Source organism: Streptomyces sp. NPDC020875 (assembly GCF_040641415.1).
Lineage (GTDB): Bacteria > Actinomycetota > Actinomycetes > Streptomycetales > Streptomycetaceae > Streptomyces.
Window position 1 is genome coordinate 171485 of sequence record NZ_JBFADP010000005.1, and the last position, 13980, is coordinate 185464.

Here is a 13980-nt window from a genome sequence, read left to right on the forward strand (position 1 = left end):
AGTCCCGTCTCGTTGACAGCGTCATTTCAATCATGCTAACCAGCGGTCGCCCCGCGCGCCCGGGGACCTCGCCGATTAGTACACCGGCGACGAACCCGACCGTGGGCAAGAAGATACAGAACAGGTCGGCGAGTGGTGTAAATAAGACACATAACGATCAAAGGTGATCGAATTCCTTGGCTTTTTCCGGGGCTCTGACCGATCTGTACCGAAGATCGAAAATTCGGCCGAAGATCGCCCCTGTGCGCAGCCCGAACCGGTCCGAACCGGCCCCGGCGGACGCCCGCCGCCCGCGCCTCCCGAGCCGTACCGCTGCCGTCTCCGTCACCCAAGGTCACCGAAGCCGCCGGTGGCCGCCGGGACCGTACTCCCGCGGGCCGCGTCCCGCGTCCGCCCCGGGGCGGCATCCGGCCGCGTCCGGCGGCATCCGGCCGGTCCCGGCCCGGGACCGGCCGCCGTCCGGGGCTCCGTACGGCCCCGCCCGTCCGCCCCTCGTACACCGCCGTCCGCCCCGGCGCCGCCCCCGATATCCTGTGAGGGTGACGTTCCCGGTAGTCGGCATGGTCGGTGGCGGTCAGCTCGCCCGAATGACCCACGAGGCGGGCATCCCCCTCGGCATCCGTTTCAAGCTCCTCAGTGACACTCCGCAGGACTCGGCGGCTCAGGTCGTGAGCGATGTCGTGATAGGCGACCATCGCGATCTGGCCACCCTCCGCGAGTTCGCCCGCGGCTGCGATGTGATCACCTTCGATCACGAGCATGTCCCGATCGAGCATCTGCGCGCCCTGGAGGCGGACGGTATCCCCGTCCGGCCCGGGCCGGACGCGCTCGTCCACGCCCAGGACAAGGGCGTGATGCGGGCCCGCCTCGGCGAGCTGGGCGTCCCGTGCCCCCGTAACCGGGTGGTCGCGGACCCGGCCGATGTGACGGCCTTCGCGGCCGAGGGCGACGGCTACCCCGTCGTCCTCAAGACGGTCCGCGGCGGCTACGACGGCAAGGGCGTCTGGGTCGTCGACGACGAGCGGGAGGCCGCGGCGCCGTTCGCCGCCGGGGTCCCGGTACTCGCCGAGGAGAAGGTCGCCTTCGTCCGCGAGCTGGCGGCCAATGTGGTCCGCTCCCCGCACGGGCAGGCCGTCGCCTACCCCGTCGTGGAGTCCACCCAGGTCGACGGCGTCTGCGACACGGTCGTCGCGCCCGCGCCCGGGCTCGGCGAGGAGCTGGCGGGCGAGGCCCAGCGGCTGGCCCTGCGGATCGCGGCCGAACTGGGCGTCGTGGGCCATCTCGCGGTCGAGCTGTTCGAGACCGCCGACGGCCGGGTCCTCGTCAACGAGCTGGCGATGCGCCCGCACAACTCCGGGCACTGGACCCAGGACGGCGCCGTCACCTCCCAGTTCGCCAACCACGTCCGGGCCGTACTCGACCTGCCGCTCGGCGACCCCCGGCCCCGCGCGCCGTGGACCGTGATGTGCAATGTGCTGGGCGGCGACTACCCGGACATGTACCAGGCGTATCTGCACTGCATGGCCCGCGACCCGCGGCTCAAGATCCATATGTACGGCAAGGACGTCAAGCCCGGCCGCAAGGTGGGGCACGTCAACACCTACGGCGACGACCTCGCGGAGGTCCGTGAGCGCGCCCGCCACGCCGCCGACTACCTCAGAGGAACGATCACCGAATGAGCAGCACCACCCCGCTGGTCGGCATCGTGATGGGCTCGGACTCCGACTGGCCCGTGATGGAGGCCGCGGCCCAGGCCCTGACCGAGTTCGAGGTGCCGTACGAGGTCGACGTGGTCTCCGCGCACCGGATGCCGCACGAGATGATCGCCTACGGCGAGGGCGCCGACGCCCGCGGCCTCAAGGTGATCGTCGCGGGCGCCGGGGGAGCCGCCCACCTCCCCGGCATGCTGGCCTCCGTCACCCCGCTGCCCGTCATCGGCGTCCCCGTACCGCTGAAGTACCTGGACGGGATGGACTCCCTGCTCTCCATCGTGCAGATGCCCGCGGGCGTCCCCGTCGCCACGGTCTCCGTGGCCGGCGCCCGCAACGCCGGACTGCTCGCCGCCCGGATCCTCGCCGCCCACAGCCCCGAGCTGCTGGCCCGGATGCGGGACTTCCAGACCGAGCTGAACCAGCAGGCCACCGAGAAGGGCAAGCGGCTCCGGGCCAAGACCGGCGGCCAGGGCTCCTTCGGCTTCGGCCAGTAACCCCGCGGGCAGGAGAACGGCCATGGCAACCGAAACCCCCGCCGCCGGGCGGCTGGACCGGGCGCGGGAGATCCTCGCCGCCCATCCCGTCGTCGACGGCCACAACGACCTGCCCTGGGCCCTGCGTGAACGGGCCCGCTACGACCTCGACCGGTACGACGTCTCCGCCGACCGCGCCGGGGAGCTGCACACCGACATCCCCCGGCTGCGGGCCGGGGGCGTCGGCGGCCAGTTCTGGTCCGTCTACGTGCCCTCGTCCCTCACCGGGGACGAGGCCGTCAGCGCCACCCTGGAGCAGATCGACGCCGTACGGCAGCTGATCGCCCGCTACCCGGCCGACCTGGCCCCCGCGGACGGCGCCGACGGGCTGGAGAAGGCCAGGGCCGAGGGCCGGATCGCGTCCCTGATGGGCGCCGAGGGCGGCCACTCGATCAACAACTCGCTGGGAGCCCTGCGCGGTCTCCACCGGCTGGGGGTCCGCTATATGACCCTCACCCACAACGACAACAACGACTGGGCGGACTCGGCCACCGACACGCCCCGGCACGACGGGCTCACCGCCTTCGGCCGGGAGGTCGTCCGGGAGATGAACCGCTGCGGGATGCTGGTCGACCTCTCCCATGTCGCCCCGGCGACCATGCGGGACGCGCTCGACGTCACCACCGCGCCGGTGATCTTCTCGCACTCCTCCGCACGGGCCGTCTGCGACCATCCCCGGAACGTCCCCGACGACGTACTGGAACGCCTCCCCGGCAACGGGGGCGTGGCGATGGTGACCTTCGTCCCCAAGTTCGTCCTTCAGGCGGCGGTCGACTGGACGGCCGCGGCGGACGAGAACCTGCGCGCCCACGGCCTGCACCACCTCGACACCTCGCCCGAGGCGATGCGGCTGCACACCGCCTTCGAGACGGCCAACCCGCGCCCGGTCGCCACGGCGGCCACCGTCGCCGACCACCTCGACCACATGCGGGAGACCGCGGGCGTCGACCACATCGGCATCGGCGGCGACTACGACGGCACGGCCTTCACCCCGGCCGGACTCGACGACGTCTCCGGCTACCCGAACCTGATCGCCGAACTGCTGGACCGGCACTGGTCCACCGCCGATATCGCCAAGCTGACCTGGTCGAATGCGGTACGGGTACTCCGCGACGCGGAGGCGGTCGCCCGCGACGAACAGTCCCGGCGGGGCCCGTCGAACGCGACGATCACCGAACTCGACGGCGCCTGACGGGCGCGGTCCCCGGCGGGCGCGCGGTCATCGGACCGCGCGCCCGCCGGTGTTCGCCCGCTCGGCGCGCGGGCGTCGACAGCGGCGGAACCCGGCCGTCAGAGGCCGAGACAGAAGGTGTGCCCGACCGGGTCCGCGTAGACCCGCCAGCCGTGCTCGGGCCGGGCCGCCAGCAGAGTCGCGCCCAGCGCCAGCACCTCCCGCTCGGCGGCGTCGAGGTCCCGGACGGTCAGATCGAGATGGGACTGCTGCGGTACGGCACCCTCCGGCCAGGTCGGCGCGGTGTGCCCCGACACCCCCTGGAACCCCAGCGGAGTCCCGCCGACGGGCCGCAGCACCGCCCAGCCCTCCTCCCCGGTATCCAGCTCGCCCCCGAGAACCCCCTGGTAGAAGCGGCCGAGCGCGACCGGGTCGGGACAGTCGATCGTGACCATCTGGAGCGTGGCGATACTCATGATTCTCCTTGGTTACCGGCTAACCGGCTCTATGGGTAACGGTTACCTCATACTCCCCCCATGGAGGTAACGTCGCAACCATGAACGAGAGGGAGTCCGCCCCCGGCGGACTGGCGCTGATCGAAGCGCTGGTGAACACGCTCGACGTGGAAACCGGCACGGACGCGCTGGAAACGGAGGAGGGCCGGACCCGGTTCGCCCTCACCCCGGCCGACACCCCCGGCGCCCGCGAACTGCGCGAGGCCCTGCGCGCGACACTGCTGGCCCACGCGGGCCACCACCCCGCCACCGGCCCGCGCCCCCCGGAACTGGGCCGACTCCTCACCGCCGCGCCGCTCACGATCACCATCGCGGCCGACGGCACCGCGGCCCTCACCCCGTCCCCCGCGGCCCCCGGCGTCCCCGCCCTGACCGCCCGGGTGGCCGCCGCGATCACCGAAGCGCTGCTCGCCGGGGTCTGGCACCGTCTGAAGTGCTGCGAGGCGGAGACCTGCCGCTGGGCCTACTACGACCGCAGCCCGGCGTCCCGCGGCCGCTGGTGCTCCATGTCGGTCTGCGGCGCCCGCGCCAAAATGCGCACCTACCGGGCCAGAACGCGTCCCGCGTAGGGATCCCGGAGTCCGCCGGGCCCGGCCGGGCGCCCCGCACGAGCCCCCGGGGCGGCGCTACGCCGTCGGGCGGCCCATCGCCCGGTACGTCCAGCCCGCGTCGCGCCAGACCACCGGGTCGAGGGCGTTGCGGCCGTCGAGGATGATCCGGCCGGTCACGGCCTCGCCCAGCGCCGCGGGGTCCAGCTCGCGGAACTCGGCCCACTCCGTGAGGTGGAGGACGACATCCGCGCCCCGGACCGCGTCGAGCGCGGAGTCCGCGTACCCCAGGGTGGGGAAGACGGTCCGCGCGTTGGCCATGCCCTTGGGGTCGTAGACCGTGACCTGGCCGCCCTGGAGGTGGATCTGCCCGGCGACGTTGAGCGCGGGGGAGTCCCGTACGTCGTCCGAGTCGGGCTTGAACGTGGCGCCCAGGACCGCGACCCGCTTGCCGAGGAAGGTGCCGCCGACGGTCTCCCGGGCCAGCTCGACCATATGGGTCCGGCGCCGCATGTTGATCGAATCGACCTCGCGCAGGAAGGTCAGGGCCTGGTCGGCGCCCAGTTCACCGGCGCGGGCCATGAAGGCGCGGATGTCCTTCGGAAGGCAGCCGCCGCCGAAGCCGACCCCGGCGCGCAGGTACTTCTTCCCGATCCGGTCGTCGTGCCCGATCGCCTCCGCCAGCCGGGCGACATCGCCGCCCGCGGCCTCGCAGACCTCCGCCATGGCGTTGATGAAGGAGATCTTCGTGGCGAGGAAGGAGTTGGCCGCGGTCTTCACCAGTTCGGCGGTGGGGAAGTCGGTGACGACGAACGGCGAGCCCTCGGCGACGGGCGTGGCGTACACCTCGCGGAGCAGCTTCTCGGCCCGTTCGCTCTCCACGCCGACCACGATCCGGTCGGGGTGGAGGGTGTCCTGGACGGCGAAGCCCTCCCGCAGGAACTCCGGGTTCCAGGCCAGCTCGACATCGCCGGGCGCGAGTTCGCGCAGCAGTCCGGCGAGCCGTTCGGCGCTGCCGACGGGCACGGTCGACTTGCCGACGACCAGCGCCGACCGGGTCAGATGCGGGGCGAGGGAGCCGAAAGCGGCGTCCACGTAGCTCATGTCGCAGGCGTACTCGCCGTGCTTCTGCGGAGTGTTCACACAGACGAAGTGGACATCGCCGAAGGCCCCGACCTCCTCCCAGGAGGTGGTGAACCGCAGCCGCCCGGTGGAGCCCTCGATCCCGGCGACATGCCGGGCCAGCAGCTCCTCCAGACCCGGCTCGTACATCGGTACGCGCCCGGCGGCCAGGGTCTCGATCTTCTCGGGTACGACATCGAGCCCGAGCACCTCGAAGCCCAGCTCGGCCATGGCCGCGGCGTGCGTGGCGCCGAGATAGCCGGTACCGATCACGGTGATCTTGAGGGCCATGCGTACTCCAAATACCTACCGGGCGGGACGGCCCGAGCATAACCGCGCGGCGGGGGCGGCCGTCCGCCGCCTGTCGCGCAGGTCACCTATGCCTGCGGGGGCGGCGGTCCTACCATGAGTTACTTAACGGTAGTGAACATCATTGGGGAGTGAGAGAACGTGGCCGGATCGGCTGATTTCGACCTGTACCGCCCGTCCGATGAGCACGACATGCTCCGCGACGCCGTCCGCTCCCTGGCCGAGGCGAAGATCGCCCCGTTCGCCGCCGACGTCGACGAGCAGGCCCGCTTCCCGCAGGAGGCGCTGGACGCGCTGGTCGCCAACGATCTGCACGCCGTCCACGTCCCCGAGAGCTACGGCGGCGCGGGCGCCGACGCGCTCGCCACGGTGATCGTGATCGAGGAGGTCGCCCGGGTCTGCGCCTCCTCGTCCCTGATCCCCGCCGTCAACAAGCTCGGCTCCCTCCCGGTGATGCTCTCCGGCTCCGAGGAGCTGAAGGCGAAGTACCTGGGCCCGCTGGCCAAGGGCGACGCGATGTTCTCGTACTGCCTCTCCGAGCCGGACGCGGGCTCCGACGCGGCCGGGATGAAGACCCGCGCGGTCCGCGACGGCGACCACTGGGTGCTCAACGGCGTGAAGCGCTGGATCACCAACGCGGGCGTCTCCGAGTACTACACGGTCATGGCCGTCACCGACCCGGAGCAGCGCTCCAAGGGCATCTCCGCGTTCGTGGTCGAGAAGTCCGACGAGGGCGTCACCTTCGGCGCCCCGGAGAAGAAGCTCGGCATCAAGGGCTCCCCGACCCGCGAGGTCTACCTCGACAACGTCCGCATCCCCGCCGACCGCATGATCGGCGCCGAGGGCACCGGCTTCGCCACCGCGATGAAGACCCTCGACCACACCCGGATCACCATCGCCGCCCAGGCCCTCGGCGTCGCCCAGGGCGCCCTCGACTACGCCAAGGGCTACGTCCGCGAGCGCAAGCAGTTCGGCAAGCCCATCGGCGACTTCCAGGGCGTCCAGTTCATGCTCGCCGACATGGCCATGAAGCTGGAAGCGGCCCGCCAGCTCACCTACGCGGCGGCGGCCCGGTCGGAACGCGTCTCCGCCGGCGCCCAGGGCGAACACCTCACCTTCTTCGGCGCGGCGGCCAAGTGCTTCGCCTCCGACGTCGCGATGGAGGTCACCACGGACGCGGTCCAGCTCCTCGGCGGCTACGGCTACACCCGCGACTACCCGCTGGAGCGGATGATGCGCGACGCCAAGATCACCCAGATCTACGAGGGCACGAACCAGGTCCAGCGCATCGTCATGGCCCGCAACCTCCCGTAACCCCCGACCGCACCCGTCACGGGCCCGGAGCCTCGGGACACCCCGACTCCGGCCCGGCCTCCCGCACCCGCTCCCCGGCCCACTCCGCCGCCGCGCCCGGCTCCTCCCAGGTACCGCGTACCAGCGTCCTCGGCTTCACGAGCCAGGAGCCGGGCGGAAGATAAATATTCTTGATTATGCTCCCGCGATGCCCGGAGATGCCTCGACAAGCACCAGTGGCCGCCACCACCCTGGCACTCGTCGGCCCGCGACGCGGCATGGCATCAGGCCGTGCCTTGGCAGGAATTCACGGCGGAGCGGAACGAGTAGACGGAATGGGTACCGGTGGGCACGGACTACCAGAGGGCACGTGAGGATCTGGGGCGGCGGCTGCGAGAGCTTCGTTCCGAGAGCCCGAACGGCCGTCTCACCGGTATCTCCCTGGCGCGGCGGCTCGGCTGGCCCCAGTCGAAGATCAGTAAATTGGAGAACGGCCGCCAGACGCCCACCGCGGACGACCTCCGGGCCTGGACCAACGCAACGGGGCATCCCGAGCTGTACGAGGAACTTCACGGCCGGTTGCGGGGATTCGAGTCGCACATCAGGTCATGGAGCCGGCAACTGGCGAAGGGGCACCGCCCGGTCCAGGAGACGTGGAGCACCGTCACCGACGGGGCCCGGGAGCTTCATGTGTGGGAATCGTTCCTCGTCAACGGCCTCCTGCAGACCCCGGACTACGCGCGGGCCGTCTTCGAGCACTACTCGACCCTCCAGAACTCGCCCCGGGACACCGAGGAGGCGGTACGGGCCCGGATGAAGCGGCAGGAGTGGCTGTACCGCTCGGGCAACCGTATGCACCTTCTGTTGTGGGAGGGAGTGCTCCGGGCGCGGGTGTGTCCGCCCGAGGTTCTGACGGCTCAGCTCGACCGCCTCATAGGCGCAGTCGGCATGGACACCATCCGGCTCGGGATCGTGCCCCTGAACGCCGCTCTGCGGGTACCTCCAGCCAATGCCTTCTGGATCCTCGACGACCGGCTGGCGATCACGGAGGACTGGCACGCCGAACTGTGGCTGGACGACGCCGACACCGTCGCTCTGTACCGCAGGGTGTGGAACACCCTGCACGAATCCGCCGTCTTCGGAGCCGACGCCCAGCAGCTGATCAGCGCCGCGCGCCGGGCGGTCGTGCCGTAGGACCGGGGAAACCGCCCCCGCACCGTCACGGATACTGGTCGGGTCCCCCTCCCCCGACCGACCCCAGGACCAGGCGTGACCCTCAGTTCCACCGGCGGCGGCGTCCGGGTGCCGGAAACGATGACCGTGCGGCGGCGGGCCGGGGGCGCGCTGCGGTACGCCGCCCCCGCGCTCCTCGGCTATGCCGTGATCCGGCTGCTCGGTCTCGGCGTGCTGTTTCTGTGGGCCGCCGTCGACGGGCGGGACGCGTGGACGTTGCTGGCCGGGCGGTGGGACTCCCTCTGGTACGTCCGCGTCGTCGAGCACGGCTACGACTTCACCCTCACCGCCCCCGACGGGCGCGTGCTCTCCAATACGGCGTTCTTTCCGCTGCTGCCGTGGCTGGAGGAGGCGGTTTCGGCGGTCTCGCCGCTCTCCCCGGGGCACGCCGGGCTGCTGATCAGCGCCGTCGCGTCGATCGCCGCCGCCTGGGGGATCTTCCGGCTGGTGGATCTGGTGTACGGGCGGCGCGCCGGGGTGCTGGCCGTGGTGCTGTGGGGCGCGCTGCCGGTGGGGATCGTGCAGTCCATGGCGTACAGCGAGTCGCTGTTCACCGCCCTGGCCGCCTGGTCGCTGTACGCGGTCCTGCGGGGGTACTGGCTCACCGCCGGGCTGCTCGCGGCGCTCGCCGGGCTGACCCGGCCGGTGGGGCTGGCGGTGGCCGCCGCCGTGTGGATCGGGGTGTACGCCGCCTTCCGGCGCGGCCCGGAGCCCGGCTCGCGGCTCCGGATGGCCGCCGCCGTCCTCGTCGCGCCGCTCGGGGCCGCCGGGTACGTGCTGTGGGTCGGGGTCCGCGAGGGCAGCCCCCTCTTCGGGTATCTCGACGTCCAGGGCGCCTGGGGGAACGGTTTCGACGGCGGGCTGGCCTTCGCGCGCTTCGTGGGGGAGCTGATCGTCACCACCCCGCCCGCCGGGCTGGCGCTCGCCGCCGGGGTCGCCGGGGTGCTCTGGCTCTACGTCCTGGGGGTGCGGCAGGGGCAGCCCGCCCCGCTGCTGGTGTACTGCGGGATCGTCACCGCCCTCGCCCTCTGCTCCTCGGGCTACTTCGGCTCCAAGCCCCGGCTGCTGATGCCCGCCTTCCCGCTGCTGATCCCCCCGGCCCTCGCCCTCGCCCGCGCCAAGGCACCGGTGGTGTGGGCCGTGGCGGGGGTGCTGGCCGCCGGGTCCGCCGTCTACGGGGCGTTCTGGCTGCACGGCTCCGGCCCGCCGTAGGCACGTAACGAGCGCAGGAAAAGGGGGGAGGCCGTCGGCCTCCCCCCTTTCCGCGATCCCCGGATCAGTTACCGGTGACCGTGATCTTCTCGTCCTTCTCGATCTGCTCCATGAGCTTGTCGACCTTCGCCCGGTCCCAGGTCAGATTGCCGCCCCTGGTGCCCGACAGCGGAATGTTCATCGAGGTGCCGTCGCCGCCGGTGACGCCCTTCATCGCGAAGAACATCTGGCTCAGGTCCCACAGGGACATGTCCTTGTCGACGACCAGGGTGTCCAGGCCCGCGCCCATCGTCGGATAGAGCTTGAACGGGTTGAGGATCGTGCCCGGCGTCGCCGTCTGGCTGGCCAGGGCCGCCAGGAACTTCTGCTGGTTCTTCGTCCGGTCCAGGTCGGAGCCCGGCAGCGCGTACCGGGTCCGGACGAACGCCAGCGCCTCCTCGCCGTCCAGGGTCTGCTTGCCCGCCTGGAAGTCGGCGCCCGACTTCTTGTCCTTGAACGCCTTCGGGATGTCCATCTCGACCCCGCCGATCGCGTCCACGATCTTCGCGAAGCCGCCGAAGCCGATCTCCGCGTAGTGGTCGATCCGGAGCCCGGTGTTGTGCTCGACGGTACGGACCAGCAGCTCGGGCCCGTCCATCGCGTACGCCGCGTTCAGCTTGGTCCGCTGGCCCCGGGCGGGGAACGTCTTCCCCGACTCCGAGCCCTTGAAGGACGGGATCTCCACATCCGAGTCACGCGGCAGGGAGACCATCACCGGGCCGCGCGAGCAGTCGGCGAGGATCATCATCGAGTCGGTCCGCTTGCCCTTGGCCGACCCGGTCCGCAGCCGCTTCTGCTCCTCGCGCGACATGCCCTCGCGGCTGTCGGAGCCGACGATCAGATACGTGGTGCACTCGCCGCCCTTCGGCCGCTCGATCACCTTGGAGAGGTCGACCTCCCGCTTCACCTTCGAGTCGGCCCAGAAATACGTTCCGATGGTGACCGCGAGCAGGGAGACCACCAGCACCAGGGAGCCGATCTTTATCCGGCGGCGCCAGTCCGGCGGCTGCCGGTACGGCTGGGAGCCGGGCGGTGGCCCGGGCGGGCCCTGCGGCGGTCCGCCGTACTGCCCATGACCGGGGTCCTGCCCCTGGCCCAGGGGGTCGTACGGGCCGTCCGGCTGCTGGTTCCGGCTCTGTCCCGACGGGGTGCCGTAGACCTGGCCCGTGTTGTACCCGCTGTCGTACGGGGGCTGTCCCTGCTGGTCGTCGTACCCCTGCGACTGCTGCGGCGGGACCTGCGGGCGCTGTACGTGGCGCATCGCGCGTGCGCCTTCGGGCTGCTCGCCCCGGCTGCCTCGTCCGTACCCATCGGGCCAATCGTTCATGTGATCAGTGTGCCGAATCACACGGGTGGCCCGACAGTGCGGGTGCGGTTCTGGGGCGTTGCCGTAGCAGAGCTGTGGCATTCGTCGCCGGATGTCCGAAGCGTGTCCCCGAAAAGGTCGCGAAGCCCCTGGCCCCGGGCCCGCAAGGACGGTCTACGGGCGCCCGGCCGGGTCGGGATGCGGACGGATGTGCGGCATGTCCCGCTTAGGGTGGAAGGCATGACAGACCAGGTCCCGTACGCGGACGAGGCGGAGCCGGCGATCCCGGCCAAGCCGACCGCCGCCTCCCGCACCACCCTCAGCCACATCATGACCGGCAGCGACACCAACCTCCTCGGTACCGTCCACGGCGGGGTGATCATGAAGCTGGTCGACGACGCGGCGGGCGCGGTCGCCGGGCGGCACTCCGGCGGGCCCGCCGTCACCGCCTCCATGGACGAGATGGTCTTTCTGGAGCCGGTCAGGGTCGGCGATCTGGTCCATGTGAAGGCGCAGGTCAACTGGACCGGGCGGTCCTCCATGGAGGTCGGGGTCCGGGTCCTGGCCGAGCGGTGGAACGAGTCCACCCCGGCCCAGCAGGTCGGCTCCGCGTATCTCGTCTTCGCCGCCGTCGACGGGGACGGCAAGCCCCGGCCGGTGCCGCGGGTCGTCCCGGAGAGCGAGCGGGACAAGCGGCGCTACCAGGAGGCCCAGATCCGCCGGACGCACCGGCTGGCCCGCCGCCGGGCCATCAAGGAGCTGCGGGAGCAGCGCGCCGCCGAGGGCATGGAGGACTGACACCCTCCGTCCGTACATGACGGGGGCGCGGCGCCGGGCCGGGCCCGCGCCCCGGGGGAATGGCGCGGCGCCGGGCCGGGCCGCCGCCCCGGGGGAATCCAGAGCCCCGGAGCCCGGAACGCCCCGGGGAGCCCCGGCCCCGCCCCCGTACCGCCCCGGCTCTCAGGGGCAGACCACCTCGTCCCCGCGTACGGCCCCGAACTCGCCCTCGTTCGTGTTCTCGGCCCGGACCGGGACCACGTCCGTGAAGTCCTTGCCCGCCGTCACCCGCAGGGTCCGGCCGAGGCCCTTCACCGGGCGGGTCTCGCAGCCCTTCAGCGCCGTCGACAGCGCCTTCGCCGAGCGGTCCCAGCGGGGGTCGTAGGAGATGAACGTACGGTCCACCTCGGGGCCGGTCCCGTTCAGCGGCGCCTTCGTCGTGGCGAAGCCCGTACCGCGGAGCGCCGCGTCGACCCGGCGGCCCAGACCGGCCGTCGCCGTCCCGTTGTAGACCTGGACCCGGATCTGCTGCGGCGCGACCTCCACCAGGGTCCGCCGCTGGCCCTTCCGCAGGCCCGCGCCCGCCAGCGGCCGGTCCTCCCGGATCATCCGGAACAGCCGGTCCGCCTTGGCCCGGTCCCAGACCAGGGCCGAGCCGCCGCCCGGGACCCGGCGGCCCCCGGCGGCGACCGGTACGGAGGCGAACTCCGACGACGACGCCGAGAAGCCGCGCATCGCCCGGCCGAGCGCCAGCAGCTCGTCCGTACCGAAGTTCCGGTCGGCCCGGACCGAGCCCAGCATCGTGGACGCGACCTGGCGGAACCGCACCGGATTGAGCATGATCCCGGTACTGCCGACCTCCTTGACGAGCCCGGCCAGGAACTTCTGCTGGCGCTGCATCCGGCCCAGATCGCTCGCGCCGTCGACATGGCGGGAGCGGACGTACTGGAGGGCCTGTCCGCCGTCGAGCCGGTGGTTGCCCGCGGGCAGGTCGAGCCCGGTGTACTTGTCCTTCATCGGTCCGGCGGTGCAGACGTCCACCCCGCCGACCGCGTCGACCGTCTTCATGAAGCTGGTGAAGTCGACCTCCAGATAGTGGTCGATCTTCACCCGGGTCAGCCGTTCCACGGCCCGTACGGTCAGCGCCGGGCCGCCTTCCGCGTAGGCCGCGTTCAGCTTCACCGGATGCGGCTTGTGGGTCCGGCCGCTGGTCCGGTCGGTGTGCGGGGGCAGTTCGGCGTAGCTGTCCCGGGGCAGGCTGACGACGCTCGCCCGGTCCCGCTTCCGCGAGATGTGCACCAGCATGATCGTGTCGGTGCAGTTGCAGGGCGCCCCGCCGAGCCGGTAGCGCTCCTTCTGCGGCCCGGTGACTTTCTCCCGGCCGTCGGTACCGACCACCAGCAGATTGGTGCCGTGGCCGCCCTCGGGGCGGTTCTTCATATCCCGGAACGGGTCCACCCGGGCGATCCCGGTGTCGATCCCCGACATCAGCGCGTGCCCGATCGCCCCGGCGCCCAGGACCAGTACGGAGAGCGCCGTCACGGCCCGCAGCGCCCACCGGGGACGCCGGCGCGGCGGCGCCGGGCGTCTGACCCCCGCCCTGACCCGGGGCCCTGCGGGGTGCGGCGGGCGGGGACGGGGGGAGCGGGGCGCAGTGGGCACGAGAAGGACACTCCGCGGGTGTCGGGGGACCGTGGTCCGAACGGGTGAGTACGGGAAGCGGCGAACGGGTGACGAGTCGGACGACCGGCTCAGTCGAGTGACAATATGATTACTCGGGGTGACTTCATGGGGCGTGCGGCCTCCAGCGGGACGGACCTCGCGGAACGTTCCCGGACGGGTGAGGGCGGATGCGGCTACAAGGGCGAATCCAGCACACCGTAGGCCCATACGATCGGCGGTCCGTCGCACCGGACGGCCGCCGCGCGTCCCTGTCCCCCGTTCGCGGTAACGCGGCGGACGACGAACGACGCGCCCCCGTCTCCGTGGTCATGCCGGTCCTCGACGAGGAGCGGCGTCCGCGCGACGCGGTCCGTCACATCCTCGGCCCCGACGCCGCCGGCCAGGCGTCCTCTCACCCGATCGTGGTACGCGTCGACGGCCACGGCATGCACTCCGTGGCCGCGTCGCCCCCGAGCCCGGCACCGGGAGCCCTTCCCGCGTACCGGTGACGGCATACGACGACCGGGCCCGGTGGCCGTCCTGCCACC

At 71.9% G+C, this 13980-nt stretch carries 13 protein-coding genes; 8 read left to right on the top strand and 5 right to left on the bottom strand.

The features are described from left to right. Window positions 1–539 precede the first annotated feature (539 nt). From AB0G74_RS04920 to AB0G74_RS04930, 3 genes are read left to right on the top strand one after another with little or no spacing between them, the layout of a single operon-like run. Entirely contained in the window at window positions 540–1679 is a 1140-nt protein-coding gene (locus AB0G74_RS04920; RefSeq protein ID WP_361140810.1) for a 5-(carboxyamino)imidazole ribonucleotide synthase, read from the top strand. Beyond that, window positions 1676–2206, top strand: a complete 531-nt coding sequence (purE, locus tag AB0G74_RS04925) for a 5-(carboxyamino)imidazole ribonucleotide mutase (protein ID WP_361140812.1) — start codon at window positions 1676–1678, stop codon at window positions 2204–2206. The genes AB0G74_RS04920 and purE overlap by 4 nt, the downstream gene beginning before the upstream one ends. Before the next feature lie 22 nt (window positions 2207–2228). Continuing rightward, window positions 2229–3437, top strand: coding sequence for a dipeptidase (locus AB0G74_RS04930; RefSeq protein ID WP_361140814.1), 1209 nt, complete (start codon window positions 2229–2231; stop codon window positions 3435–3437). A gap of 98 nt (window positions 3438–3535) precedes the next feature. On the opposite strand, the gene AB0G74_RS04935 is transcribed toward AB0G74_RS04930, so the two are convergent. Beyond that, the gene (locus AB0G74_RS04935; RefSeq protein ID WP_361140816.1) at window positions 3536–3892 is read right to left on the bottom strand and encodes a VOC family protein; all 357 of its coding nucleotides are present in this window, start codon (window positions 3890–3892) and stop codon (window positions 3536–3538) included. An 80-nt stretch (window positions 3893–3972) separates the two neighbouring features. Between AB0G74_RS04935 and AB0G74_RS04940 the strand changes: the two genes are divergently transcribed. Further along, complete coding sequence (locus tag AB0G74_RS04940; protein ID WP_361140818.1) at window positions 3973–4500, top strand: CGNR zinc finger domain-containing protein; 528 nt, start codon at window positions 3973–3975, stop codon at window positions 4498–4500. A 57-nt stretch (window positions 4501–4557) separates the two neighbouring features. Here AB0G74_RS04940 and AB0G74_RS04945 read toward each other — a convergent pair whose 3' ends face one another. Beyond that, window positions 4558–5892 carry a UDP-glucose/GDP-mannose dehydrogenase family protein gene (locus tag AB0G74_RS04945; RefSeq protein WP_361140820.1) on the bottom strand — a complete coding sequence of 445 codons (1335 nt, stop codon included), beginning with the start codon at window positions 5890–5892 and terminating at the stop codon, window positions 4558–4560. A gap of 159 nt (window positions 5893–6051) precedes the next feature. On the opposite strand from AB0G74_RS04945, the gene AB0G74_RS04950 reads away from it, so the two are divergent. The 3 genes from AB0G74_RS04950 to AB0G74_RS04960 all read left to right on the top strand — a co-directional run bounded on the left by AB0G74_RS04950 (window position 6052) and on the right by AB0G74_RS04960 (window position 9648). Beyond that, entirely contained in the window at window positions 6052–7224 is a 1173-nt protein-coding gene (locus AB0G74_RS04950; protein WP_361140822.1) for an acyl-CoA dehydrogenase family protein, read from the top strand. Window positions 7225–7548: 324 nt separating this feature from the next. Next, window positions 7549–8397 (top strand): helix-turn-helix transcriptional regulator, encoded by an 849-nt coding sequence (locus tag AB0G74_RS04955; protein ID WP_361140824.1) that lies wholly within the window; start codon window positions 7549–7551, stop codon window positions 8395–8397. A gap of 120 nt (window positions 8398–8517) precedes the next feature. Beyond that, window positions 8518–9648: a hypothetical protein gene (locus tag AB0G74_RS04960; protein ID WP_361140857.1), complete on the top strand. Its 1131-nt coding sequence runs from the start codon at window positions 8518–8520 to the stop codon at window positions 9646–9648. A gap of 64 nt (window positions 9649–9712) precedes the next feature. On the opposite strand, the gene AB0G74_RS04965 is transcribed toward AB0G74_RS04960, so the two are convergent. After that, a complete protein-coding gene (locus AB0G74_RS04965) occupies window positions 9713–11014 on the bottom strand; it encodes an LCP family protein (RefSeq protein ID WP_361140826.1) in 1302 nt (433 codons plus the stop codon). A 219-nt stretch (window positions 11015–11233) separates the two neighbouring features. Between AB0G74_RS04965 and AB0G74_RS04970 the strand changes: the two genes are divergently transcribed. Further along, a complete protein-coding gene (locus AB0G74_RS04970; protein WP_361140828.1) occupies window positions 11234–11791 on the top strand; it encodes an acyl-CoA thioesterase in 558 nt (185 codons plus the stop codon). Between the two features lie 162 nt (window positions 11792–11953). On the opposite strand, the gene AB0G74_RS04975 is transcribed toward AB0G74_RS04970, so the two are convergent. Together AB0G74_RS04975 and AB0G74_RS04980 are read right to left on the bottom strand one after the other, a co-directional pair. After that, window positions 11954–13258 (bottom strand): LCP family protein, encoded by a 1305-nt coding sequence (locus AB0G74_RS04975; RefSeq protein WP_361140859.1) that lies wholly within the window; start codon window positions 13256–13258, stop codon window positions 11954–11956. A gap of 368 nt (window positions 13259–13626) precedes the next feature. After that, window positions 13627–13875: a hypothetical protein gene (locus tag AB0G74_RS04980; RefSeq protein ID WP_361140864.1), complete on the bottom strand. Its 249-nt coding sequence runs from the start codon at window positions 13873–13875 to the stop codon at window positions 13627–13629. Between the last annotated feature and the right edge of the window lie 105 nt (window positions 13876–13980).

Coding starts and splice junctions, on each gene's coding strand:
- purE (WP_361140812.1), top strand. CDS start 1,676: ATGAGCAGCACCACCCCGCTGGTCGGCATCGTGATGGGCTCGGACTCC.
- AB0G74_RS04960 (WP_361140857.1), top strand. CDS start 8,518: ATGACCGTGCGGCGGCGGGCCGGGGGCGCGCTGCGGTACGCCGCCCCC.
- AB0G74_RS04940 (WP_361140818.1), top strand. CDS start 3,973: ATGAACGAGAGGGAGTCCGCCCCCGGCGGACTGGCGCTGATCGAAGCG.
- AB0G74_RS04945 (WP_361140820.1), bottom strand. CDS start 5,892: ATGGCCCTCAAGATCACCGTGATCGGTACCGGCTATCTCGGCGCCACG.
- AB0G74_RS04970 (WP_361140828.1), top strand. CDS start 11,234: ATGACAGACCAGGTCCCGTACGCGGACGAGGCGGAGCCGGCGATCCCG.
- AB0G74_RS04965 (WP_361140826.1), bottom strand. CDS start 11,014: ATGAACGATTGGCCCGATGGGTACGGACGAGGCAGCCGGGGCGAGCAG.
- AB0G74_RS04975 (WP_361140859.1), bottom strand. CDS start 13,258: ATGTCGGGGATCGACACCGGGATCGCCCGGGTGGACCCGTTCCGGGAT.
- AB0G74_RS04935 (WP_361140816.1), bottom strand. CDS start 3,892: ATGAGTATCGCCACGCTCCAGATGGTCACGATCGACTGTCCCGACCCG.
- AB0G74_RS04930 (WP_361140814.1), top strand. CDS start 2,229: ATGGCAACCGAAACCCCCGCCGCCGGGCGGCTGGACCGGGCGCGGGAG.